The organism is Marinobacter sp. ES-1 (assembly GCF_000475255.1).
GTDB classification, from domain to species: Bacteria; Pseudomonadota; Gammaproteobacteria; order Pseudomonadales; family Oleiphilaceae; genus Marinobacter; species Marinobacter vinifirmus.
In genome coordinates, this window is the sequence record NZ_AXBV01000023.1 from 1 (window position 1) to 24136 (window position 24136).

Consider the following 24136-nt stretch of genomic DNA (forward strand, 5'->3'; position numbering starts at 1 on the left):
GCGCCCGCGAGGGGCGCGACGATTGAGACCCAGTACCAATTGCCGTTCGTGATGTTTCAATCCACGCGCCCGCGAGGGGCGCGACCTCCACAGTGGTTCGGTGGGTTCCCCGGATATCGGTTTCAATCCACGCGCCCGCGAGGGGCGCGACCACTCTGAATAAATCGGCCCCTTCCGCACCAGGCTGTTTCAATCCACGCGCCCGCGAGGGGCGCGACGTCAATGGGCGTTGCAGGGTTTAGCGGGCCATCGTTCGTTTCAATCCACGCGCCCGCGAGGGGCGCGACATCAAGGACGCGCTGGGCGAAGAGGTCAGTGACTGGTTTCAATCCACGCGCCCGCGAGGGGCGCGACCAATCCGTTAGGCGGGCAGCGTGGCAGCCGACCCGGTTTCAATCCACGCGCCCGCGAGGGGCGCGACTTTCTGATCGCTTCAGCCATCGGTCTTCTGATGGTGTTTCAATCCACGCGCCCGCGAGGGGCGCGACGACGCTGGCCGCAGTTGAAACCGCCATCAATGCCGTTTCAATCCACGCGCCCGCGAGGGGCGCGACCACAGCATCGGTCTGCCAGGCGGGCTCGTCGTTGTTTCAATCCACGCGCCCGCGAGGGGCGCGACTCGCCGCCCAGGCAGCCCGAATGGTCTCTGGCGGCGTTTCAATCCACGCGCCCGCGAGGGGCGCGACCGCGATCCGCAATCAGCTCCAGGTCTGAGGCAGAGTTTCAATCCACGCGCCCGCGAGGGGCGCGACGTACCGGCCCCTCCATACAAAACCCAGCACGCTGTTTCAATCCACGCGCCCGCGAGGGGCGCGACTCGGGGTGCCGACTCGGGTCCGGTCAGTCGCCGGTTTCAATCCACGCGCCCGCGAGGGGCGCGACGCGTGAAGACCGGCGATAACCTGACCGGCTGGCAGTTTCAATCCACGCGCCCGCGAGGGGCGCGACCCGAGGAAACCGGCGGCGAATCCGGCAACGATCCGGTTTCAATCCACGCGCCCGCGAGGGGCGCGACGCGGGTCAAGGCTCCAGTAATCCGTCGCCGTACCGGTTTCAATCCACGCGCCCGCGAGGGGCGCGACCCAAGCGCACGGCTGAGGTCTGACTGTGCCAGCTCGTTTCAATCCACGCGCCCGCGAGGGGCGCGACCCACGGCATCGGAGATAGACTCAAACACCAGGCTGTTTCAATCCACGCGCCCGCGAGGGGCGCGACTCAGCGCCCAGGGGATCGATCCGGTCCACAAGTGTTTCAATCCACGCGCCCGCGAGGGGCGCGACACCCTCGACCGTAACAGGCTGCTCAGGCGCTTCAGGTTTCAATCCACGCGCCCGCGAGGGGCGCGACGCCTCTTCAGGAGATGAACTAGGCAGCACATAGATGTTTCAATCCACGCGCCCGCGAGGGGCGCGACCCATGTCCGCTCCTTAGTACTTGATGCAGGCCAGTTTCAATCCACGCGCCCGCGAGGGGCGCGACGCATCTATTCCTCTGCCATCGTCCAGCCCTCGGGCGTTTCAATCCACGCGCCCGCGAGGGGCGCGACGGTACCGGAGGCAGTTTGATCTCGATTCCAGCCGGTTTCAATCCACGCGCCCGCGAGGGGCGCGACGACTGGGTGTTGCCGGAGAGGTTAACTACGAATGTTTCAATCCACGCGCCCGCGAGGGGCGCGACACCTGGGCTGCTGGATACTCGGTTAGCTTTGCCTGTTTCAATCCACGCGCCCGCGAGGGGCGCGACTGCTCTATCCTAACCCACTGAATCCAAAGCAACCACTACTCTGATTCCGCTAACATAAGCACACAACATAAATTTATGGATGTACATTGAATGACCAAATACAGAAAGGCCAGGCACCACACAGGCCCTGCCCTTTCGCTAACGTCCCGGCTTTTTAATGAGCACTACCGGTTAGCGCTTACAAAATCATCGCATCCCGGAAAATATCCGGAGCTGGCTTCGCTCCATGGTGTTCAATTCGATTTTTCCAGTTTTTACCGAGTTTGTAGAATCTCAGACTATCCTTCTCTTCATCATAAAGACCCAGTAATTCGTCCCTGAAAAAGGTCCACTGAGCCGGATCAACCTCACATTCGAACACCGAATACTGAACACGCACCCCATAATCGAGACACGCTTTTGCCACTCGCCTCAACCGCGCTGGACCCTGCGGGTCCTCCATCGAAATGTCGTATGTAACCAGTACCATCATGGCAGATCTCTCCTATCGGAAGACACAGGGCGGGTATCTTTCAAGATCATTTCTGAGGTGACGGGCAAGCAGCATCGCCTGAATATGCGGAATGATTCCTATCGGCACCTTCTCTTTGAGGAAGGGGTGCATCACTTCCTGCTGCTTGCGTTCCTGATAGCTCACAAGCAGCGTTTTCCTGGCATCGTCTGACATCCTGACCGCGCCGGAGGACTCAGTGACGAAATCCGTCGCTTTCAGTTGTTTCCGGTTTATCAAGCTCAGTACGAGCCTGTCCGCCAGCCATGGCCGAAATTCCTCAAGCAGGTCCTGTGCAAGACTGTCACGACCTGGCCGATCGGCATGCAAATAACCTACTTGCGGATCCAGGCCCACTCCGCTAAGTGCAGCACTGATATCCTGGCCAAGGATCGAGTAGACAAATGACAACAACGCATTAACCGGGTCACGTGGCGGCCTTCGATTTCTGCCTGAGAAAGCAAATTCTTCACGGGCACTCTTGTTAATCAATTCCTCAAATACAGCAAAATATTGTGCAGCAGCGTCCCCTTCAATGCCTCTCAGGGAGTCGAGATTATCCACATACTTTGCCAACCGGATTGAAGCGGCAAGATGCTTCACCGCCCTGCCCAGAAATGCTGTTTCCCCATGATTGCGCTGTTGCCTGAGCAGTACATTCCGGCAACCAACCAACTTTGCAGCGACTACGGAACGGGCAATTTCGAGACTCGTTGATTGATCAGCATTGTACTGAGCCCGCCTGAGGAGCACATTGCCTGATTTCTTTCCCTGTAGACGCCCATAAAAGCGACCATACTCCGTAAAAAAAGCCAGATTAACGCCTTTCTCCCCGCAAAACCCCATCAAGGCCGGAGAGACCAGCACGTTACCAAAACAAAACAAACCGGAGACCGAGTGAATGGGCACCTGCATGAGTTTCTTGCGCTCATGCTCTATAACAACGGTCTCACGCTCCTTGTGCACATAAGCACCTTGCCGGGTGACATAAAGACTGTTCTGAAGCTTTTTCACGATCGATCCACCTCATCGAACAGCTCGTCCACGTATCGAGTGCTTCGGTCATTACCAAGTAGTTTTGGGTTGCACAGATCGTATAGCGAGCACGAGTCACACTTCTTCCCATAAACTGCTTTAGGGGTTTGTCCGCTGCGGAGCAAATTGCGTACTTCAGCAATTACAGCCCGCGTCTCTTCCCTAAGGTCTTCTGTAAATGCCACCTCATCCCGGTGGCGAGTTTGCCAATACCATAGCGCGCCAGAAAGCACAGGTTCGCCCTGCATCTCCTCGAGGCAAAGCCCCTGGGCACACAGCTGAATCCGATCCCAGCTATCCCGCTTGGGTTTGCCTCTTTTATACTCGACCGGTTTCATAGTGCCGGTTGAAAGCTCGATTTCTACGAGATCCAGCTTTCCGGTGATCCCGAGTGACTCAGCGCTTACCAACACACCCCGTTCATAGCGAATGCCCTTGCGGGTTTCCGGCTCCCCCCGGTCTACCCGCTGATGCAACACTTGCCCTTGTGCCGTCAGCCAGTTCTCTGCCCACACCTGTTCGTTGTGAATCAGAGCGCATTGGCGGGGGCAAAAGGCGTAGTGCTGCAACGCAGAAAGCGGAATGAGTTTTTCATCCTGCATAGTCAGGAAACCCTTGCCTCAGGCAGCGAACTGAATCACTTCTACCTCGTGATTTTGCTTGATCGCTTCCTCCGCCATGCCATGAACTCTTGCGGAGATCACATCGTCGAGGTAGTACTCACCGCAATTATCACAAATCTCAGCTGGTACATTTTTAATAACGATCGTTGCCTCCCCTCGCGTCATCGTGACGGTGCTAGTGCCGGGATGTGTTTCCCCGTTTTTACAGATTTCGCATTTCACTCAGCTTCTCCTGGTTTTGAGGTACGTTGTTTCATCCATGAAACACTCTCCTTTATACCGATCCTGAATGAGTCAAGCAGCGCCGGGCTAGTCCAGATACTTGATCAGCTGCACACCCTTGGGCAGTTGGTCCTCTTTGACTGTAACTTCGTAGTCACTGAAATCCCTGGCCGGCCCTTGAGATTTCCGCTTAACGTCAACCAACTCAAACAACTTCCTGGCCGGCGCATTACCGAGCGCGGAATCGTGTTTGAATACCAGCAGTGCACAAGGTGACATTTCGCCCCTGCTGGCTGAGCGGTCATGGTCAAGCATATTCACCAACGAATCCCAAAACAGCTCCAGATCTTCTTCGCTGAAACCTGTCTGTTTGGCCAGGTTCGCCGAGATGAATCCGTGGCAACGGTACAAGCCATACGGGATTGTGAACTTCCGCCCCATCGTTCGGTTGTCACCGCTTTGAGCCTCAGCTTCTTTTTCAGTCGTTACGGCCATTCTGGTGATACTGTGTTCGGCGCTGACAACCGGCTCGATACTTCGGGCAAAATTCATTTGGACAGGACCTCGGACCTGGCCAGTATTTACGTCCGTCGACATTACCGCGCCGAACGTCCGAATATCAAAAAAGTTCTGGCACATCCACTGCGTCACCCTTCTGGCATCATCTTCTTTTTTTGGCAGCTTTTTTGACTCGTGTTTTAATTCCAGCGCCTCGTAAGCCCGAAGATTGTTCCTGTTCAGCACTGCCTTCTCTTTGATGTAGATCTCGAAAGGAGGCGTTTCCTCCTTCACCATCCCAACGTAGTTCCTGACCTTGCGCTTGAGGCAAACATCGGTCACAAGGCCTTGTCCTGTTTCAGCATCGACCCGTGGCAAATTGCCCGCATCAGGATCTCCATTAGGGTTGCCGTCCTTTACATCGAACAGGTACACAAATTCATAACGGTTGTTCAGACTCATGCTTCGACTCCTTCTGATTCATTATGCGCTGGCTCTTTTGAATGCTTGGTAAATAACGCCTGGCGTTGATGGTAGTAACCAATGGCGAACAACCCCTGATCCTCCAGATTGAGGTGTGCGGGGAAGTCGTTGATATCTCCCATAATCTCCGCAATGCGCTTCTCGGTGACGACTCGCTGCCCCTGGTGTGACAGTTTCTTTAGGTGATGCGCATGCAGACGCATCAGCGTTCCGAAAACAGATTTTGGATTACAGCTGGCGCTGCTGTAATAACGATCCCGGATACCCGCGTTCAGCCCCGGATTGGCATCCGATTGCAGCTTTTCGAGCACGGCAAACAGGCAGCCAAGGCGGTAGCCAATCCGCTTTTCTTCAGGGTTATAGGCCATGGTCACTTCCTTATTGGTGAGGTTCTGATGACGATAAGAGCGGTTCAGAAAGGCTTTGATCAATCTCGCACGATAGGGTGTCACCTCGCCCTGCTCTGCTTTGATTCGCTTGATGACACCCTGCATAAGACTCGTCGGCAGCGGCAAACCCATGAGGATTGAGCGTACTGTTTCGCCGACCAAGTGTGGCGGCAAGTTTTCATCTTTTCCCAACAATGCCGTTGATCGAAGCAGTGGTTTCAAAGGCGGGTATTCCGCGTTCCTGCTAACGACTTCAATATCGCGAAACCACTGGGCCAGTTGCTTGCTGAATTCCGCCACGGTGCCAACCTGCCAGAACCGGACGGCTATTCGAGCTGCGTTGGGGGATAGTCCGAGAAGGTAAAAGCGATTCGTACCATCCCCTTCCAAAAATGCGCCGGAGTGAACACTTTCGAACAGTTGCCTCACCGCTCTGACACCCCTATCAGGGTCATCCTTGGGGGTATCGTTGAAGAATGCTGGCAAGCTGTCTTCGAGGAAACTCTCTCCCGATGACCACCAAACTACCGATGTCTCATTTAACTGTAGCCTCTGAGGACTGCTGGTACGCAGCAGTTGATTAAGAGCGGTGGTGTACTTGAAGGCGGCTTCCTCGCCTACTGGCGCGTTATTACCTTTATCCTTGCCCCAGGAATTGAACGAGTCGATATTAAAAGAAACAATGTTCGCGCCGGCCATCTGGGCTCCCCACACACCTTTTACCGCAGGGTGCAGGCGAGCAATCTTGGTTTTTTCGCCAGTAACCAGGCAAATGCCATCCTGATTTTCATGGTCCAGGGGTTGCTCTGCGATCCATTGGCGAACAGCAGGTGACTGACAGATGAGATGGTTGTCAGAACTCAACTGGAAGGTGAGATTGCACCCCGAGATCTTCAGGCATTCCTGAAATTCCGGTGCCTGCCGGACTTTCGCTTTCTCGGCTTCGTCGTGAAGGAATGCATGAACGGCCTGAACGCCCTCGTCATCCGGTATCTCTGTTCGAAGACGGGCTACCAGATCAACGAAGGCCTGATGCTGTTTCCCGGCCATGTCGACTTCTTTAGGACTGGGTTCTGTACCCGGTTTGGAAACCTTGGGCTGTTCCAGCACATAGCCGAAATGATCCCAGAGGCAATAGGCTGTTTCGTACGACTTGGACCCTTGACGTTTTACGCCTTGTGGCACGATAAATGACTTGGCCACAGCCTTACCTTTCTCCTGAAACTCTCGGGTGTCCTTTAACTGAACAAACTTCCCTTCAGGACTAAGGACTATGACAAACGGAATTTCCTTCTCTTCGAATCCCACGGGCGGCAGCGGGCTTCCCGCCGTCTTCTTCCGGTCGTAATACTCACACAATGCCTGAAGAATCATCCCCTCACCTCCGGGCTGTTGCGCTCAGGCACGGCTACTACGCCATCCTGCATATGAGCTCGGAAAAATAAGGGCTGGGGATAGGCCGGATCACCGTAATCCAGGTCGTACAGCATAAATCCAAGGTCAGACGACCGCTGAATTGGGTCAGGACCATCGTCTGCATCTACTAACTCGAAATCACAACTGAACTCACGGCATCCCAGGTACGGCTGGTTAAAACACTGCCCCTTCTCGGCGCGGCGACGGAACATATCAGCAAACTTGGCAGCTGAATCCTGCGGGCCGGCCTTATCCGTCATTTGAAATTCGGCATGAAGCCGGTATCGCACATCTTTCAATAACAGGCTCGCACGCTGCTGGCGCTGTTCGTCAACATAAATCCCCAGATGCCCCTCCCCGCTGGTCATTGCCGACTTGGCCGTGCGAGTGGATACAATAGACTCCACTTCGTTACGTCTCAGGTTCATCCATTTGATCGGATTCAACACCTCGATCTTTGTAACCTGCCACTGAATCGCGGGTTTCCACAGAATGGCCTCGAAAATAGCTCTGGCCGACGACGGGGTAATCACGTCATAGCTCACCCGCTCTACCTTCATCTCAGGCCTGGTGAAACAGGCAAACTCTCCACTGACATCCAGGCAAAAGCCCATGAGCCCTCCTATATAACGGTTGATTCGGCGGGGATCAGGCTATCCGGTGCCTGGACACCCCAAACCGGGTGGTAATGACTGGATTCAACAACAAATTTACCGGCACGTTCGTAGATTGCCCCCATGCCATGCAACTGCTTGGCGAGCGACTCCGGCAATGTGACGCTGTACCTCTGTAATTTCCTGTGCACCCATTTCCAGGAGCCATCCTGCTCCAGCATCGCAAGCCACTGATCAACAGGTGTTTCTTCATACCCTTCCGGACAGAAAGGAACCACCACACCTATACCCTTGTCATCGATCAGTCGGAACTTGTCTGATGCCTCACGGAACTGGATCGCCAACGGTGCATCCGGTGAACTTTCCGCTTTCAGTAAACCGCAAATAGCATGCTTGTCGCGATCACCCTGCGTGTTAAGGTCGCTAAAGAAAGCCTGTATAGCTTCCGGGCTGAGAGGTTCATTCAACTGACCACTTCTGAGCAGTTTGCGCGTTACCTGTGCGGCTTGCCTGAGGAAACCGGGAGGCGGCAATTGCTCTGGCTGAAACACCACAACACGACCGTGATTGGGCAGCCGCCCTTCGCGATTGCAGCGACCGGCTGCCTGCGCGATGGAGTCCAGACCAGCCATTGCCCGGTAAACCACCGGAAAATCAACATCTACCCCGGCTTCAATCAGTTGGGTGCTGACAACTCGCAGTGGTCTCTCAGATCCAGCGCGCCGCTCAGAAAGCTTATGGCGAATCTCTGCCAGAATCCGTGAGCGGTGCTCTGCGCACATATTTGCGGACAAGTGGTACAGGTCGCCACTGCCTGGCAGAAGTTCATAAAGCGCTCTCGCATCCTGGCGCTTGTTAACCACTACCAGAACGCAATCTTCTTTCACCAACTGCTGAGACAAGTCCTGCCAGGATATTTTTTCATCCGGATCGGACGGCATCTCGATGTTTACGCGCTTCAACTCACCAGCTAGAGCGGCTGGCTCCTGGATTATTTCCCGAACGTTATCGAGACCGGTATGGAGAACACTGCCGAAAGCATCTACCTGCTTCCCAAGATCCGGCTGCGTAGCCGTGCAGAGCACCCAGGTGACCCCGAAATGCTCGCTCATCTGCTGCATTGCTCGTGTGATAGGTTCGTGAAAATCGCGGGGAATTTGCTGGGCCTCATCAAGAATCACAATGCTGTTCACCAGATTGTGCAGTTTTCGACAGCGACTGGTTCTGCTTGCAAACAGAGATTCAAACAACTGGACGTTCGTGGTGACAATCAATGGCGCGTCCCAGTTCTCTGCCGCCAGCCTTGATCCCGCATTCTCAGATCCGGGATCAACATCCAGACTGCTATGGTGTTCCAGCACAGATTCCTCACCCAGAAACTCACGAAATACGGCAGCATTCTGTTCTATGATGCTAGTGAAGGGGATAGCGTAGATCACTCGTGATTTACCATGCTTTCTGGCATGTTCCAGCGCAAACCCCAGACTGGCTAGCGTCTTTCCACCACCAGTGGGAACCGTCAGGCTGAATATCCCTGGCGGCTCGGCAGCACTCCGTTGGCAAGTTTCAAAGATCGACTTTCGAGTACGGTTCAGCGGGGTATCATCTGCCGCTTTCTGCAATTGATTCATATGTTCAAAAAACACTGATTGAAGTTCAGACAATTTCGGCAATTGGCCTCTTTGGCTAACCCGCTCAGGTGCCATGTAGCTTTCAGTGTCCAGAAAATCAGAATCCACCAGGCATGAAAACAACAGCCGCATCCATAGACTAATTGAATCTGTGTTCCTGGCAGGCTCCGGAACATCCGGCTGTATCGCAGTCAAAAGGTCTTCCGGGATTGTTGCCTCCATGGCTTCAGAGTATTCCGGCCCTGCCCCTTGCAGGCGGAACTGCAGCGAGCCACGATCGCCTGACCAATCCGGCAATCCTGCGTGATGCCCAGCAATCAGATAGGCAGTGATGTAGCCCGGCACCGATGGCCACTGATTGATCGCATGGATCGCACCTGCCGTTGAATGGGTAACCCGTTGTGGGTTTTCTACGTGGGCATTTTCCCGTTCATATCCGGAGGCATCACGAATGTATTTCTGGAACGCACCACGATACTTGCCGAGATCGTGCCAAAGCCCGGCAGCCATGCCCCAGCCCGAAGACTGAAACGTTCCCGCTTTTGATGCACTGAGCTTTGCTACTTTGCGCAAATGCTCCTCCAGGCGATGCGGTTCATGCCAATCGCCTGAGTAATCATCTTGCTTCACATGGGCAACATAATCGAGGTTATTCATTCCAGTCATCGAAACCTTTACTTGTTATACGGATACCAGCCTAAATCAACCGCTGCCCCAACTAATGCACCACTGAAAAAATCCTCAGTAAATTTTCGCCATTTTGCGAACTCTATCTGCCACCTCACTTCTGAGGCTTTCCGGCGCAACAACCTCAGCATCCGGCCCATACCGCAATACCTCCATAACCAACTCACGCTCATCGGAGTAGGGAACATGTAGGTGGTAGCTGCCATCCTGCCACTCACTTTTCTGCCCTTCATGCCAGATTTCTTCAGCAACCCAACGGGCCGCGTATTCGGAAAACTTCAGGTGGGCAGTTTGTGTAGCAGCACCCCCAAATATTCCGAACCCGGAGCCGATAAAGGCATCCAGATCATCCGTCGATGCTTTTCTGGATGGATCGGCAGAAACGCAAGGGCATGTCATTCTGTCCAGTGAAAACAGTCGAAGGGCATTGGCTTCGTTACAAATTGCCAGCAGATACCAGTTCGATCGGTAATGGACTAACCGCTGAGGGTGTACGGTTCTTAGTTTGTCTGTGCTGCTGCTTCTGGAGAGGTAATGGAAGGTCAGGCATTTGCCGGCAAGCGTTGCTTCCGCTACCGGATCAAAGGTCTGGTGCTCCGCTGAACGGGTCTGGATTGGTTGGATGCGAATGCGCTCGCTGATGGTCTCGGCATCGTGTCCGGATTCACCCAGCAAGTCACGGATTCTGGACCGGAGAGGTGCAAGGCGGTTAGTAATAAGGCCCGGTTGCACGTTCTCCAACAAGTGTTCACAGGCTAACAATGCATACAGTTCTGCCGGATTCATCCAGAATCCAGGCAATTCAAAAACTGGCGCTTCCGGAGGGTAGTGATGGCCGTTCTCTTCCCGAGAATACTCAATCGGAGCGCCCAAGGAGTCACGAAGGTATTCAAAATCTCGGGTTATGGTGTTGCGACTGGCTTCCAGATCCTCCATAAACTTGCGCATGGGAACCGGTTTTGTGGCATTGCGCAGTAACTCATGGATCCGGTATATGCGGTAAAAGCGGCTCACTTGCTCTCCTTGCTGAAGGCCCTTCTTCTGCAAGATTAGCTACATATCCATTCGGTTGCCACTCTTGCCCATTTTAGTGCGCTGGTTTCCCCAGATGCCTCACCGTAGACATTCCCGGGAACGTTTGTTCAACTTGCAGCGATTACCACCATCCAAAGCCCCCGGAGAACAGCCGCAATGTTCTGGCGATATGAAGTAACCGGCGTTGATACCATTACGCTTCACTTCGGTGAGGCTATTGATATTGCGCTGACCGAGCGGATCCAGCGGGCCGCCCAGGCACTTTCGCACAGGCTGGGGCCCCGGCTGATCGATATGGTGCCTTCCTATACCACGCTGCTGCTGCGCTACAACTTGCTGGAAGATGACCTGGCCTCGCTGGTGGCGGATATCACCGACGCGTTAGCAACGCTTCCCGAGGTTGAAACCAACGCGGCCAAAGGCGATGTTGTAGAGATTCCGGTTTACTATGATCCCTCCACCGGGCCGGACCTCGATGCCATTGCTGCCCGGGCCGGGTTATCAAGGGAACAGGTCATCCAGAAGCATTCTGCTGAAGAGTACTACGTGTTTGCCATCGGCTTTGCGCCCGGGTTTGCCTATCTGGGTGAAGTACCGGCGGAGTTGGCAACGCCTCGCCTGGCAACGCCGCGCGCCAGGGTACCAGCCGGAACCCTGGGCATTGCAGATACCCAAACCGCCATCTATCCGCTGCAGTCCCCCGGTGGCTGGAACCTGATCGGCCGAACGCCTCTGACGCTGTTTGATCCTGGCCGGGGCCAACCTTCCCTGCTGCAAGCCGGCCAGCGGGTTCGCTTTCGGCCCATCGGCCGGGAGGAATACCTGGCACTCGGAGGCCAGATATGAGCACCCAGCCAGGCCTGACTTTTACAAAACCCGGCTTTCTCAGTTTGCTGCAGGATGGCGGGCGTCGGGGTGTTATGCACCTGGGGCTGGCGACTGGCGGCGCCATGGACCGCAACGCCTGGGCCTGGGCCAACCGGTTGCTGGATAATCCCTTCGGCACGCCCGCGCTGGAAATCACCTTCGGCGGGGTTGAGTTCACCAGTCACCTTGCTACCCAGATCGCGATTACCGGAGCAGAAGTACAATGCCGGGTTAACGGCGAGTCCCGGCCGCTCTGGAGCGTTATCAATATTCTGGCCGGCGACAGAGTTGCCCTTAGTGCACCGAAGGTTGGGATAAGAAACTATCTGGCAGTGCTTGGCGGGTTTCAGGTAGCGCCGGGGCTGGGTAACAGCTGTGCCACGTTTACGCGAGAGTGGCTCGGAGGCCTGAATCAGGATGGTCGCCCACTGCAGGAAGGCGACCACCTGCCCTGCCACGCGGGTATCGCCAGGGTTCTGAACCGAAAAGTCTCGGAGCGCTGGCGGCCGGACTATAAGGAAGAGCTGGTGCTTTCGGTGATTCCTTGTGCCCAGGTTGACCGCTTTCCTGCCTCCGTTCTCGACACCTTTTTCAACAATCCCTACACCCTGACCCGGCAAACCGACCGCATGGGCGCGCGCCTGCAAGGCCCGGCACTGGAACCGCTGGGAGAACGTTTGATATCGGAAGGCACCAGCCTGGGCGCCATTCAGGTTCCGGCCGACGGGCAACCCATCGTGCTGCTCAATGACCGCCAGACCATCGGTGGCTATCCAAAGCTCGGAGCCGTTACGCCCCGCAGCCTGGATGCCCTGGCCCAGCGAACACCGGGCACAACGCTCAGATTCCGGCCGGTTACGCTGCACCAGGCGCAGATCGAGGAGAAACAGTTTCTCTCCTTCTTCACCGCAACCGGAAGCCGGCGCTAAAGCCTTTTAAGTGATTTTAAGGCCGGGCGACAGGCTGGCCGGCAACGCCAGCTTGTCTGCCTCAATACCCGCCACCGGATACGAGCAGTAGTCTGCCGCGTAGTAAGCACTGGCACGGTGGTTGCCGCTGGCGCCGATGCCACCGAAGGGCGCGGCACTGGAGGCACCGGTCAGCTGTTTGTTCCAGTTAACGATGCCGGCCCGAATCCGGTCGTAGAAGTCTTCAAAGCGCTCCCGGCTTTCACTGAATAAACCGGCAGACAGCCCGAAACGGGTGTTGCTGGCCTGTCGAATCGCTTCGTCAAAGTCCTGGTAGCGGTAAACCTGAAGTACCGGCCCGAAGATCTCTTCATCGGGCACATTCACGGCAGAGGTGACATCAATCAGCCCCGGTGACAGCAGGCCTGTGCCGGGTTTCAGGTGCTGGCTCGCTACCAGGGCACGGCCGCCCAGTTCCAGCAGCCGGCTCTGGGCCTCAAGCACACCCTGCGCAGCCGCCTCGGAAATAACACTGCCCATAAACGGCGCTGGCTCGTCAAAGGCGCCACCCACCTGGATCGCTTCCACGGCACGGGCCAGGGTATCCAGGAAGTTGTCGCCCCACTCTCCTGCCGGCACCATCAGCCGTCGGGCACAGGTGCAGCGTTGGCCGGAGGTAATGTAGGCAGACTGGATGGTTTCGTGCACGGCGGCGGTGACGTCTACGGTGTCATCCACGATCAGCGGGTTGTTGCCGCCCATTTCCAGGGCCAGGATTTTGCCCGGATTGCCCGCGAATTGCCGGTGCAGAATTTCTCCGGTCGGGGAGCTGCCGGTAAAGAACAGGCCATCAATATCCGGATGATTGGCCAGGGCGATGCCGGTTTCCCTGGCGCCCTGCACCAGGTTCAGGACTCCGGCGGGCAGCCCGGCTTCCAGCCACAGCTCGGCTGTTTTGCCGGCGACGGCCGGCGTCTGCTCGCTGGGCTTGAACACCACGGCGTTGCCGGCAATCAGGGCCGGAACAATATGCCCGTTGGGCAGGTGGCCGGGGAAGTTATAGGGGCCAAATACCGCAACCACGCCGTGGGGCTTGTGCCGAAGTACGGCCTTTGCGCCCGGCATATCGGTACTGCGCTGGCCGGTACGCTCATTGTAGGCTTTCACCGAAATTTCGACTTTGCCCATCATGGCCGCCACTTCGGTCAGGGCTTCCCAGAAGGGCTTTCCGGTTTCCGAGGCGATGCAGCGGGCCATGGCTTCTTTATGTTCGCCCAGCAGTTCGCCAAAGCGGCGGGCTATGGCCACCCGCTGTTCGAATCCTGCCCGTGACCAACCGGTGCTGGCCGCCCAGGCGGCCTCTACGGCACTCGCCACCTGAGCCTCATCAGCCGCATTACCCTGCCAGAGCACTTCTCCCGTGGCCGGGTTCAGGGAAGACAGCGAAGACCCGTTGCCTTCTTGCCACTGGTTATTGATAAGAACCGGTAATGTCATATCTGGCACTCCTTTTGGCGGCCATCACAACTATTTCTGCAGTTCATCCCACGGGTGTACGGGCACCACTGCGTCTTCCGATACTTCACTCTCGAACGAGCTTCGGAAATAGTCCATGGCTTTTTCTGCCTCACCCAGCTCGTCAAAGCGGGCGATGTGGTAGATGGCTTCGCCTTCGTTCACCAGTGGCAGGTTATTCACGCAGATCACAATGCCGGAACAGGGCGAGGTAATCGCCACTTCGGTTTCGCCGAAGGGGTCCGCCACCATGGCCAGTTTCTGGCCTTTACGCACTTTCTGGCCAAGGCTGGCCACCGGGCGCATGATGCCGTCCATATCTGCCCGCACCCACTGTGAGTTCGCAGCGGTTTCCGAGCGTTTTTTCGGCGCTTTCGGGCCTTTCTTGGCGGGCACCATTTCCAGCTCGCGCATCACCCGGATGATGCCTTTTACGCCGCTGGCAATCACCACATCATCAAAGCGCAGGGCTTCGCCACCTTCAAAGGTGATCACCGGAATATCCAGTGAATCAGCGTAGGCCCTCAGGCTACCTTCCCGCAAACCGGCATTGATAATAATGGGCGCGCCAAAGGCTTCGGCCATGCGGGAGGTTTCCGGGTTTTTCAGCTCGGCGCGGATCTGCGGCAGGTTGAACCGGTGAATGGCCCCGGTGTGCAGGTCGATAATATGGGTCACGTTTTCCATGACCTGGGTGCGCAGCAGGTAGGCAATGCGGCCACCCAGCGAGCCACTTTCGCTACCCGGAAAGCAACGGTTCAGGTCACGCCGGTCCGGCAGGTAGCGGGTGCGCTGCACAAAGCCGAAAATGTTGACGATCGGCACCGCCACCAGGGTGCCCCTGAGATGCCGCAAGGCACCGTTCTTCAGCACCCGGCGGATGATTTCGACACCGTTGATTTCGTCGCCATGGATGGCGCCGCATACCATCAATACCGGGCCTTCGCGGCGGCCATGAACCACTTCCACCGGGATGTGCAGCGGCGTGTGGGTGTAAAGCTTGGCCACCGGAACTTCCACAGTTTCTCGGGTACCCGGTTTTACCTGTACTCCGGCAATCTCAAACGGTGCTCTTGCCATGCGTGATTATCCTTTGCCCCGGGTCTTGGTTTTCCAGGGTTTGTAGTTTTTTTCAGTCCAGTTGATGATCATGCCGGCCACGTTCTTGCCGGTGGCATTTTCGATGCCTTCCAGGCCCGGCGAGGAGTTTACTTCCATCACCAGCGGGCCACGGCTTGAGCGCAGCAAATCCACACCGGCCACATTCAGGCCCATGGCCTTGGCGGCGGTGATGGCGGTGCGTCGCTCTTCCGGGGTAATCCGCACCAGCGAGGCAGTACCACCCCGGTGCAGGTTTGAGCGGAATTCTCCCTCCGCGCCCTGACGCTTCATGGCGGCAATTACCTTGTCGCCAATCACAAAGCAGCGAATGTCGGCACCGCCGGCTTCCTTGATAAATTCCTGCACCAGGATGTCCGCCTTCAGGCCCATAAAGGCTTCAATCACAGATTCCGCCGCCTTGCGGGTTTCCGCCAGCACCACGCCGATGCCCTGGGTGCCCTGCAGCAGTTTGATCACCACCGGAGCACCGCCCACCATCTTCAGCAGTTCCGGCACGTTGTCCGGCTTGTTGGCGAACCCGGTTACCGGCATGCCCACACCCTTGCGGGCCAGCAATTGCAAGGAGCGCAGCTTGTCACGGGAGCGGGTAATGGCCACCGATTCATTCAACGGGAAAACGCCCATCATCTCGAACTGGCGCAGCACCGCCGTACCGTAGAAGGTAACCGATGCGCCAATCCGGGGAATCACCACGTCGAAGTCTTCCAGCACTTCTTCGTGGTAATGGATCAGCGGGTTCGCAGACGTGATGTTCATGGAGCAATGCAGCGCGTCTATCACCTTCACTTCGTGGCCACGATTGATGCCCTCCTCCACCAGGCGACGGGTGGAATAGAGGTGGCGGTTTCGCGACAGTACCGCAATTTTCATAGTCAGTTCCTTGGTGCCGGCTCGCCGGCAAGGTAAGAAGCTTCGGGATAAATGGTGGTTCGCCCCGCCATGGCGGTGCGCCCCAGTAACATCCGGAACCGCATGGAGTCCCGGTTGGTCAAGGTCATTTCAATGGGCCAGCTCTGGCCGCCCAGTACCAGGGTGGTTTCAATCACCAGTCGTTGTTCTTTGTGGCCGCCGGAATCCGACACGGTGCGCTCATCCAGCACCCGGGCATCGCACTCCACCACGTGATGCAGGTCGTTCTGTACCGGGTGTACCCAGAACTTCACCCGGCGCTCGCCGTTTTCGGTGTAGGGTTCGGTACGGAAAGTGTGCAGGCACGAGGTGCGTGCACCTGTGTCTACCTTGGCCTTGATCCGGCCAATACCCAAGTCCGGCAGGCCCACCCATTCGCGCCAGCCTAGTGCCACCTTGTTTTTTGCTGGTGTGGGCGGGGTGGTTTTGATCACTTCAGTCGTTTCTGTCGACATCCGGGGAATCCTTATCTTTTTGTTGTTCCGGGGCCATCAATTGCACCCGGAAGGGCTCGGAATGACTACCGGCATACACGCTGGTATGGGGGAAAGGTATTTCAATGCCGTGCTCATCCAAGGCTTTTTTCACTGCGATCATCATGCCACCCCGGCCATCAAAAAACTCGCCTTTAGGCACCCAGAACGAAAACTGCAAATCCACCGATGACGCGCCAAACCCGGTTACCAGCACAAAGGGCTTGGGCTCTTCCAGGCAGACCGGGTTCTGCTGCGCCAGGCGCAGCAGCAGGTCCCGCACCTTTTCCACGTCTTCGGCATAGGCAATCCCCACCAACAGGTCCACCCGCCGTATCGGAAACCGGGACCGGTTCACCACCCGGGTTTTGATCAGAGTTTCATTGGGGATGCGCACGTACAGGTTGTCGGGCGTGCGCAGCTTTACACTCAGCAGGTCGATGGCGACCACCTCGCCGATGGTGGCGTCTACCTCGATGGTATCGCCAATCTCGAACGGCTTCTCCATGACCAGGAACAAGCCGCTGATAATGTTCGAGGCCGAGGTCTGGGAGGCAAAGCCGATCGCCACGGTAAGAATACCCGCTGCGCCCAGCACCACTTCCAGCGAAAAACCCGCCTCCCGGAGAGCCGCAATGGCAAACAGGATGAAGATCAGGTAGAAGAGCACCCGCCGAATCATCACCTGGTGATGGCGAGTGGTGCGGGCTTCTACCAGGCGGCCGGCACTGCGGGCAACAAACGTGGCCAGGATAATACCCAACACCAGGATAAAGCCGGCGGAAAGCCACTTGCCCCAGGCAATACTGCCGATCACCTGTGCGATGGTTGTCTGTAACGTTTCAAGCACCTTCGTGGCTCCCTGTGCCGTGATTAACCGAATATATGATCAAACGCACGAACCAGCCTCCGGCCCTTGGCGAGTTTATCCCGGGCCGGTGCCAGCAGGTCGCATTCACCGGCGGCTTTCGGGGGCGACTGATCGATACGCAGGCTGGCCGAGTTCATATCGGTTTCGCATTCTACGATTACCCCCGGCGTCCAAAGCAGCCCTTGCCCGTTACGGTACACCGACAACAGCGGTGTGGGCAGGCTGAACCGTTCAAGTAACAAAGGCTTTTCCCGGCGGTTGATGATGGTAACCGGCGTAACCGCCCGCCACGGCCGCTTGGGCACGGCCTCCAGTGCCAGCCGGCCGTAGGTGGAAGAGGCATAGCAGATTTCCCCCTCCATCGAATTCCGGCCCAGCCAGGTTCGTGACGGCACCGCCAGCGGCACTTCTGTGAGTTCACTGCGGCCCTCGCCCACGCACACCTTCATCCAGAGGTTGGTACCCACATAGAGCACGCACTGGCCACCGGCCGGCACGGTTAAAGGCTGGGACGGGCGGATAACCGTGGGCAAGCTGGCCATGGCGGGAATAAAACATACCTCGCCGTTATCACCGGAACGCACGAAACGCTGTACGGGGATGTCCGACGACGGCAGGCTGTGGCCAAGGCGCTCGAACCAGGTTAGCGGGTCTTGGTTTGACTCAGGCTGCCGCACTACAAACCGGACCTGCCATTCCAGGTCCAGCAGGGTGACCCACAGCTGCACATGCCCCAATTGGTGTTGTTGGGTCTGGCCGGAAGTCAGTTGGTAAGGGTGTGCCCAGACACCGCCGCGCTGGCCTTCGGAAGAAACAGTCATGCTGCGGAAAATGCTCCTTTTCATGGTAGGCTGTGATGCTTAACTATAATCCAGTATCGCTCCGGCAGCGAATATACAAGCCAATGATTTAAGAGTGTAATTACCCTTATTCACCCTCTGGCCAAAATGGATGTTCCAATGACACAGCTGGTCTGGTTCCGCAACGATCTTCGCCTTGCCGACAACCCCGCCCTGACCGCCGCCTGCCGCAGCGGCCACCCCGTGCGGGCCTGCTTTATGGTTACCCCGCAGCAGTGGCAGGAACACGACTGGTCGGCGGCCCGGGTGCAGTTTGTGCTGGAGCATGCCAACAGTCTGGCCCGCGAACTGGCAAAGCTGGGCATAAGCTTGTCCTTCCTGAACGCTGACACCTTCGCCGGCAGCCTCGGCACGCTGGAAGGCTTCTGCCAGAAGCACGGCATCACCGCCCTGCACTTCAACGAAGAATACGGCATCAACGAACGCCGCCGAGACAAACAACTGCACGACCGGCTGGCCGCGCAAGACATCAAGGTCAACAAATACCGGGACCAGACCGTGGCACCGGTGGGCCAGATACTGACCCAGCAAAACGAGCCCTATTCGGTGTTCACCCCGTTTTCACGGCGCTGGCGCAGCTGGATAGAAGAAACCCAGCCCAGCCTGTACCCGGCACCGCCTGCCCAGGGCCCGGAAATGCAGGCAGAACAGATCGACACCCTGCCCGCACCGTTCAGTAATGCCCCGCCCCCCCTGGTGCCTACCGGCGAAGACGCCGCCCACAACCAGCTGGACACATTCCTGGCCGAGCGCGCCAAAGACTACAAAAACAACCGCGACTTCCCGGCCCTGGACGGCACCAGCCAGCTATCGCCGTACCTGGCCAACGGCGTGCTTTCCGGCAGACAGTGCCTGATCGCCGCCCGGCAGGCCGGTGTTTCTGGTGATGGCATCGAAACCTGGATTAACGAGATCGCCTGGCGGGACTTCTACATCAACATCCTCTACCACTACCCGAGGGTAAGTATGGGCAGGGCGTTCAAGAAAGAAACCGAAGCGCTGCTGTGGAACAAGCCCGGTGACAACTTTGAAGCCTGGAAAGAAGGGCGCACCGGCATTCCTATTGTCGACGCCGCCATGCGTCAGCTCAAAACCACCGGTTGGATGCATAACCGTTTACGGATGATCACCGCCATGTTTCTGACCAAGAACCTGTTCATAGACTGGCGGTTGGGCGAGGCCTGGTTCATGCAGAATCTGGTGGATGGATTTTTAGCTTCAAACAATGGCGGCTGGCAGTGGAGTGCCTCAACCGGTACCGATGCAGCGCCTTATTTTCGGGTGTTCAATCCGGTGACCCAAAGTGAGCGATTTGATCCAAAGGGGGAGTTTATCCGGCAGTGGGTGCCGGAGTTGGCCAAACTGGATAACAAGCGGATTCACGATCCATCCAAGGGGGGAGTTATCCCTAAAGGCTACCCCAGACCAATTGTCGATCTGAAAGAATCCCGAAAAGAAGCCATAGCAAGGTTTCAGGCGCTAAAGGACTAACTCAGAAGCTGGCGGGCAGGGTTGGGTTCGCCTTTCCAAAAATTTGCGGAGCCATGGATGGCGGAGCAGAAGCGCCACAGGGATGTGCCGTAAGGAGCGGTTTTTGGAAAGGCGAACCCAACCCTGCCCCACTCCGGAGTCAGCCCAGGTCAGCGGCACACCGGGCAGTCTGGGTCTTTTGCGAGTTTCATTTCTCGCCATTCCATTTGCCAGGCATCCAGGATGAGCAAACGACCGACCAAAGGTTTACCCACTTCTGAGATAACCTTTATGGCTTCCATGGCCTGGGCTGAGCCGATCATACCTACCAGTGGCGCTATAACACCCGCTTCCGAGCAAGTCAGATCTTCATTGCCTTGTTCGGGATACAAACAGTGATAACAGGGGCTCTCAAGCTGGCGGGGATCGTAAACGGAGAGTTGGCCTTCGCCACGAATGGCAGCACCGGAAACCAACGGAACCTTGGATAAAACAGAGGCCCGGTTCAGGGCAAAGCGGGTGTTGAAGTTGTCGGTGCAGTCCAGCACCAGGGTGGATTCGCCAACCAGTTGTTTGAGGTCATCACTATCCACCCGGCGATTGACGGCGTTAACGGTGATTTCCGGGTTGATGGCCCGAACCCGCTCCGCCAAGCGCTCGGCTTTTGAGTCACCCAGCCAGCTTTGCTGAAACGCGATTTGCCGTTGCAGGTTGGCCAGTTCGATCTGGTCGTCGTCCACCAGGGTCAGGTGGCCCACACCGGCGGCGCCCAGGTACAGTGCCACGGGGCAGCCCAGGCCGCCGGCGCCGATGACCAGTACGTGTGCGGCTTTGAGTTTTTGCTGGCCGGCGATGTCGAACCGGGGCATCAGGATTTGCCGGCTGTAGCGGAGCAGTTCTTCGTCGCTGAGCATGTTTGTTCTCGCTATTGGTCGCTGGCGGGCTTACGGGCCAGGGTCATGCGATCGTTGCCGCCGTAGTCTTTGCGTGTTTCTATGCTGCGCCATCCGGCGGCCGCAAACAAATCACGCACGGCGTTGCCCTGGTCGTAGCCGTGTTCCAGCAGCATCCAGCCATTGGGGTTGAGCCAGCCAAGGCCTTCGGTCACCAGAAGGCGGATGTCGTCCAGGCCGTCTGCTCCGGCCACCAAGGCAGACTCGGGCTCGAAGCGTACGTCGCCTTCGTTTAAATGGTGGTCGCTGGCCGGTATGTAGGGCGGATTGGAGATAAGAAGGTCGAAGGTTCCCGCCGGGATCTGGTCGAACCAGTGGCTCTGTACCACGGTGATGGGCAAGCCCAGTTGCTGGCTGTTGTCCCGGGCCAGGGCTACTGCCTCTTCAACCCGGTCGCTCGCCATAATCTGCCAGCCCGGCTGTTCGCTGGCCAGGGCCAGAGCAATGGCACCGGTGCCGGTGCCAAGGTCGAGTACCCGGGCGTTAGCGGGCAGCTCCAGTGACAACGCAGCCTCTACCACACACTCGGTATCGGGCCGGGGAATCAGTGTTGAGGAACTGACTTTCAGGGGTAATGACCAGAATTCCTGCTCACCCAGCAGGTAAGCCACCGGCTGGCCGCCGGCGCGCTGCGCCACCAAGGCCATAAACCGCTCTGCCTTTTCCGCCGGCACTTCCCGCTCGGGCCAGGCCCGGAAGCTGGTCCGGCCAAGGCCGGTTACATGGCTCAGCAGCAGCTCGGCATCCAGCCGGGGCGAGTCGCCGCCAATCTGGTCGGCGGCGGCTTTCAGGAGGGCTTCGCAGGTTAGCGGGGCGTCACTGCTCATTGGCCAGTTCAGCCAGCAGTTCAGCCTGGTGTTCCTGTTGCAGCGGCACCACCACGGCGTCCAGGTCGCCGGCAATCACTTCGTCGAGCTTGTACAGGGTCAGGTTGATGCGGTGGTCGGTTACCCGGCCCTGGGGGAAGTTGTAGGTACGGATGCGCTCGGAGCGGTCGCCGCTGCCCACCAGGCTTTTACGGGTTTCCGCCATGCTTTTCTGCTGCTTTTCCAGCTCGGCATTCTGCAGGCGTGACGCCAGCAGGCTCAGGGCCTTGGCCCGGTTCTTGTGCTGGGAGCGCTCTTCCTGGCATTCCACCACAATGCCGGTCGGCAGGTGGGTAATGCGAATGGCGGAGTCGGTCTTGTTAACGTGCTGGCCACCGGCGCCGGAGGAACGGAAGGTGTCCACCCGCAGGTCGGCCTTGTTGATTTCGATGGCTTCGGCTTCATCTGCCTCGGGGATCACCGCCACGGTGCAGGCGGAGGTGTGAATACGGCCCTGGGATTCGGTTTCCGGTACTCGCTGTACCCGGTGCGCGCCGGACTCGAACTTCAGGGCACCGTATACGCCGTCGCCGGACAACCGGGCAATCACTTCCTTATAGCCGCCGTGTTCGCCTTCGTTTTCGCTCAGCACTTCTACCTGCCAGCGGCGTTTCTCGGCATAGCGGGAATACATGCGGAACAGATCGCCAGCAAAGATGGCAGCTTCATCGCCACCAGTACCGGCCCGGACTTCCAGGAACACGTTCTTGGTGTCGTTGGGGTCTTTCGGCAGCATCAGGCGCTGCAGTTCTTCATCCAGCTCTTCACTGCGGGCTTCGGCGCCGGCCAGCTCTTCTTCGGCCATGGCGCGCATGTCGGCATCGCCGTCTCTCATCAGCTCTTTCGCTTCACTGATGTCATCGAGGGACTGTTGCCAGGCCTGGAAGCACTTCACCACCGGCTCGATTTCGGCAAACTCCCGGGATAATTCGCGGAACTTGTCCTGGTTAGAGATAACGGAGGCATCGCTCAGCAGTGCGTTCACCTCCTCGAACCGCTCTACCAACTGTTCGAGGCGGGACTGGATGGATGGCTTCATAGTTTTTCCGTGGTGATGGGCTCATCAGCATCCAGCGTATCCAGCTGGTAGAGCTCCCTCAGACATTCTGTGACTTCCGTCCGGCCCTCGGCCATGGCCTTGCGAACCTGAATGGAAGGCTGGTGCAGCAGTTTGTTGGTCAGGCCCCGGGCCATGCTTCGCAACACTGTCTCGGGGTCTGCGCCGTTGCGCAGGGCGCGCAGGGCTTTTTCGGTTTCCGCATCGCGCATCACTTCTGCCCGCTGACGGAAGACTTTCAGGGTAGAAACCGCATCCAGGGCCCGCAGCTGCTCCAGGAAATCCTGGACGCCACTGCTGATCAGGTTTTCGGCCTCACGGGCTGCGCCTTCCCGGGAGCGGATATTTTCTTCGATTACCTGCTTGAGGTCATCAACGGTATACAGGTAGACGTCTGCCAGTGAGGCAACTTCCGGTTCGATATCCCGGGGGACAGCGATATCCACCATAAAATACGGACGGTGTTTGCGCTTTTTCAGGGCCCGCTCAACGGCACCCTTGCCCAGAATGGGCAGCGGGCTGGCGGTGGAGGAAATGACAATATCGACATCCGCCAGGTGGTCCGGAATCTCGGACAGCAGAATGCCCTTGCCGCCGTGGGCCTCGGCCAGGGACTGGGCCCGCTCGAGGGTGCGGTTGGCAATCAGGAACTGGCGCACGCCGGCTTCCGCCAGGTGCTGGGCAACCAGTTCGATGGTTTTACCGGCGCCAATCAGCAAGGCCTTGTTGCGGGACATATCCGCAAAGATATGGTGCGCCATGCTGACCGAGGCATAGGCCACAGATACCGGGTTTTCGCCGATAGCAGTCTGGGTTCGCACCCGCTTGGCAACCGAGAAAGTGTGTTCGAACAACCGAGTCAGGAAGGAACCGGTGGCACCGTGTTCCCGGGCCAGGGAATAGGCATCTTTCAGCTGACCGAAAATCTGCGGCTCGCCCAGCACCATGGAGTCCAGGCCGGAGGCAACGCGCATCATGTGGCGAACGGCATCGGAATCCCGGTGCAGGTAAAGCACGTTCTCCAGGTCTGCTGCGTCCAGGTCATGGAAGCCCGCCAGCCAGCGCAGCACGGCGGGCGCGCAGTCGTCGTCACCGGCCAGGTACAGCTCGGTACGGTTACAGGTAGACAGAATGGCAGCCTCACCGGCACCGGAAGCAGCACGCAGTTCGGAAAAGGCTTCCGCCATCCGCTCCGGAGTGAACGCTACACGCTCGCGAATTTCTACGGGTGCGGTTCGGTGATTGATTCCCAGTGTCAGCAACGCCATTTTATGGTCAGATAACCCTGTTCCAGTCGTGGATATTCAAACAGCATTCTACCGGCGCAAGGCCCCGCCTGCCACCCGAAAACACCGGCGCTTCGGGAACTGCGGACAGGTTGGGCAAGATAAGACGCTTA

The 24136-nt window shown here is 57.6% G+C and carries 22 protein-coding genes and 1 CRISPR repeat array; of the genes, 3 read left to right on the forward strand and 19 right to left on the reverse strand.

Annotation, left to right across the window (positions count from 1 at the left end):
- The first annotated feature begins 53 nt into the window (after positions 1-53).
- A CRISPR array of direct repeats spans positions 54-1743; the repeat unit is 32 nt; unit sequence GTTTCAATCCACGCGCCCGCGAGGGGCGCGAC.
- A 178-nt stretch (positions 1744-1921) separates the two neighbouring features.
- From cas2 to Q668_RS01365, 9 genes are all read right to left on the reverse strand, one after another.
- On the reverse strand, positions 1922-2215 hold the full coding sequence (gene cas2 / locus Q668_RS01325) for a CRISPR-associated endonuclease Cas2 (protein ID WP_022987784.1): 294 nt from the start codon (positions 2213-2215) through the stop codon (positions 1922-1924).
- A 12-nt stretch (positions 2216-2227) separates the two neighbouring features.
- Positions 2228-3247, reverse strand: a complete 1020-nt coding sequence (gene cas1c / locus Q668_RS01330) for a type I-C CRISPR-associated endonuclease Cas1c (RefSeq protein WP_022987785.1) — start codon at positions 3245-3247, stop codon at positions 2228-2230.
- Positions 3244-3870, reverse strand: a complete 627-nt coding sequence (gene cas4 / locus Q668_RS01335) for a CRISPR-associated protein Cas4 (RefSeq protein WP_022987786.1) — start codon at positions 3868-3870, stop codon at positions 3244-3246. The genes cas1c and cas4 overlap by 4 nt, the downstream gene beginning before the upstream one ends.
- Before the next feature lie 18 nt (positions 3871-3888).
- Complete coding sequence (locus Q668_RS01340; RefSeq protein ID WP_022987787.1) at positions 3889-4113, reverse strand: type II toxin-antitoxin system MqsA family antitoxin; 225 nt, start codon at positions 4111-4113, stop codon at positions 3889-3891.
- A gap of 87 nt (positions 4114-4200) precedes the next feature.
- Positions 4201-5073 carry a type I-C CRISPR-associated protein Cas7/Csd2 gene (gene cas7c / locus Q668_RS01345; RefSeq protein ID WP_022987788.1) on the reverse strand — a complete coding sequence of 291 codons (873 nt, stop codon included), beginning with the start codon at positions 5071-5073 and terminating at the stop codon, positions 4201-4203.
- Complete coding sequence (cas8c, locus tag Q668_RS01350) at positions 5070-6857, reverse strand: type I-C CRISPR-associated protein Cas8c/Csd1 (protein ID WP_022987789.1); 1788 nt, start codon at positions 6855-6857, stop codon at positions 5070-5072. The genes cas7c and cas8c overlap by 4 nt, the downstream gene beginning before the upstream one ends.
- The gene (gene cas5c / locus Q668_RS01355) at positions 6854-7513 is read right to left on the reverse strand and encodes a type I-C CRISPR-associated protein Cas5c (RefSeq protein ID WP_022987790.1); all 660 of its coding nucleotides are present in this window, start codon (positions 7511-7513) and stop codon (positions 6854-6856) included. Before cas5c ends, cas8c begins: the two co-directional genes overlap by 4 nt.
- 8 nt (positions 7514-7521) lie before the next feature.
- On the reverse strand, positions 7522-9801 hold the full coding sequence (locus Q668_RS01360; RefSeq protein WP_022987791.1) for a CRISPR-associated helicase/endonuclease Cas3: 2280 nt from the start codon (positions 9799-9801) through the stop codon (positions 7522-7524).
- 84 nt (positions 9802-9885) lie between these two features.
- Positions 9886-10845: a helix-turn-helix transcriptional regulator gene (locus tag Q668_RS01365; protein ID WP_022987792.1), complete on the reverse strand. Its 960-nt coding sequence runs from the start codon at positions 10843-10845 to the stop codon at positions 9886-9888.
- 177 nt (positions 10846-11022) lie between these two features.
- Here Q668_RS01365 and pxpB point away from each other — a divergent pair, with 177 nt between their 5' ends.
- Both pxpB and Q668_RS01375 read left to right on the forward strand, forming a co-directional pair.
- Positions 11023-11712 (forward strand): 5-oxoprolinase subunit PxpB, encoded by a 690-nt coding sequence (gene pxpB, locus Q668_RS01370; protein ID WP_022987793.1) that lies wholly within the window; start codon positions 11023-11025, stop codon positions 11710-11712.
- Positions 11709-12662, forward strand: a complete 954-nt coding sequence (locus tag Q668_RS01375) for a biotin-dependent carboxyltransferase family protein (RefSeq protein ID WP_022987794.1) — start codon at positions 11709-11711, stop codon at positions 12660-12662. Before pxpB ends, Q668_RS01375 begins: the two co-directional genes overlap by 4 nt.
- A 6-nt stretch (positions 12663-12668) precedes the next feature.
- Here the strand turns inward: Q668_RS01375 and astD are convergent, their stop codons facing one another.
- The 6 genes from astD to Q668_RS01405 are packed head-to-tail and all read right to left on the reverse strand — an operon-like array spanning position 12669 to position 18352.
- Positions 12669-14138, reverse strand: coding sequence for a succinylglutamate-semialdehyde dehydrogenase (gene astD, locus Q668_RS01380; RefSeq protein WP_022987795.1), 1470 nt, complete (start codon positions 14136-14138; stop codon positions 12669-12671).
- A 30-nt stretch (positions 14139-14168) separates the two neighbouring features.
- A complete protein-coding gene (locus tag Q668_RS01385) occupies positions 14169-15236 on the reverse strand; it encodes a succinylglutamate desuccinylase/aspartoacylase family protein (protein ID WP_022987796.1) in 1068 nt (355 codons plus the stop codon).
- Between the two features lie 6 nt (positions 15237-15242).
- Positions 15243-16148, reverse strand: coding sequence for a 30S ribosomal protein S6--L-glutamate ligase (rimK, locus tag Q668_RS01390; RefSeq protein WP_022987797.1), 906 nt, complete (start codon positions 16146-16148; stop codon positions 15243-15245).
- A gap of 2 nt (positions 16149-16150) precedes the next feature.
- A complete protein-coding gene (locus Q668_RS01395) occupies positions 16151-16642 on the reverse strand; it encodes an ATP-dependent zinc protease (protein WP_022987798.1) in 492 nt (163 codons plus the stop codon).
- Positions 16623-17510, reverse strand: a complete 888-nt coding sequence (locus Q668_RS01400; RefSeq protein WP_022987799.1) for a mechanosensitive ion channel family protein — start codon at positions 17508-17510, stop codon at positions 16623-16625. Before Q668_RS01400 ends, Q668_RS01395 begins: the two co-directional genes overlap by 20 nt.
- 23 nt (positions 17511-17533) lie before the next feature.
- Entirely contained in the window at positions 17534-18352 is an 819-nt protein-coding gene (locus Q668_RS01405) for a hypothetical protein (RefSeq protein WP_022987800.1), read from the reverse strand.
- Positions 18353-18490: 138 nt separating this feature from the next.
- Between Q668_RS01405 and phrB the strand changes: the two genes are divergently transcribed.
- Positions 18491-19882, forward strand: a complete 1392-nt coding sequence (gene phrB / locus Q668_RS01410; protein WP_022987801.1) for a deoxyribodipyrimidine photo-lyase — start codon at positions 18491-18493, stop codon at positions 19880-19882.
- A 149-nt stretch (positions 19883-20031) separates the two neighbouring features.
- On the opposite strand, the gene Q668_RS01415 is transcribed toward phrB, so the two are convergent.
- Genes Q668_RS01415 through hemA form a run of 4 tightly spaced genes read right to left on the reverse strand, consistent with a single transcriptional unit; the run spans position 20032 to position 24005 of the window.
- Positions 20032-20775 carry a HesA/MoeB/ThiF family protein gene (locus Q668_RS01415; protein ID WP_022987802.1) on the reverse strand — a complete coding sequence of 248 codons (744 nt, stop codon included), beginning with the start codon at positions 20773-20775 and terminating at the stop codon, positions 20032-20034.
- 11 nt (positions 20776-20786) lie between these two features.
- Complete coding sequence (prmC, locus tag Q668_RS01420) at positions 20787-21641, reverse strand: peptide chain release factor N(5)-glutamine methyltransferase (RefSeq protein ID WP_022987803.1); 855 nt, start codon at positions 21639-21641, stop codon at positions 20787-20789.
- The gene (prfA, locus tag Q668_RS01425; protein ID WP_022987804.1) at positions 21631-22719 is read right to left on the reverse strand and encodes a peptide chain release factor 1; all 1089 of its coding nucleotides are present in this window, start codon (positions 22717-22719) and stop codon (positions 21631-21633) included. The genes prmC and prfA overlap by 11 nt, the downstream gene beginning before the upstream one ends.
- Positions 22716-24005 (reverse strand): glutamyl-tRNA reductase, encoded by a 1290-nt coding sequence (gene hemA, locus Q668_RS01430; protein ID WP_022987805.1) that lies wholly within the window; start codon positions 24003-24005, stop codon positions 22716-22718. Before hemA ends, prfA begins: the two co-directional genes overlap by 4 nt.
- Positions 24006-24136 lie beyond the last annotated feature (131 nt).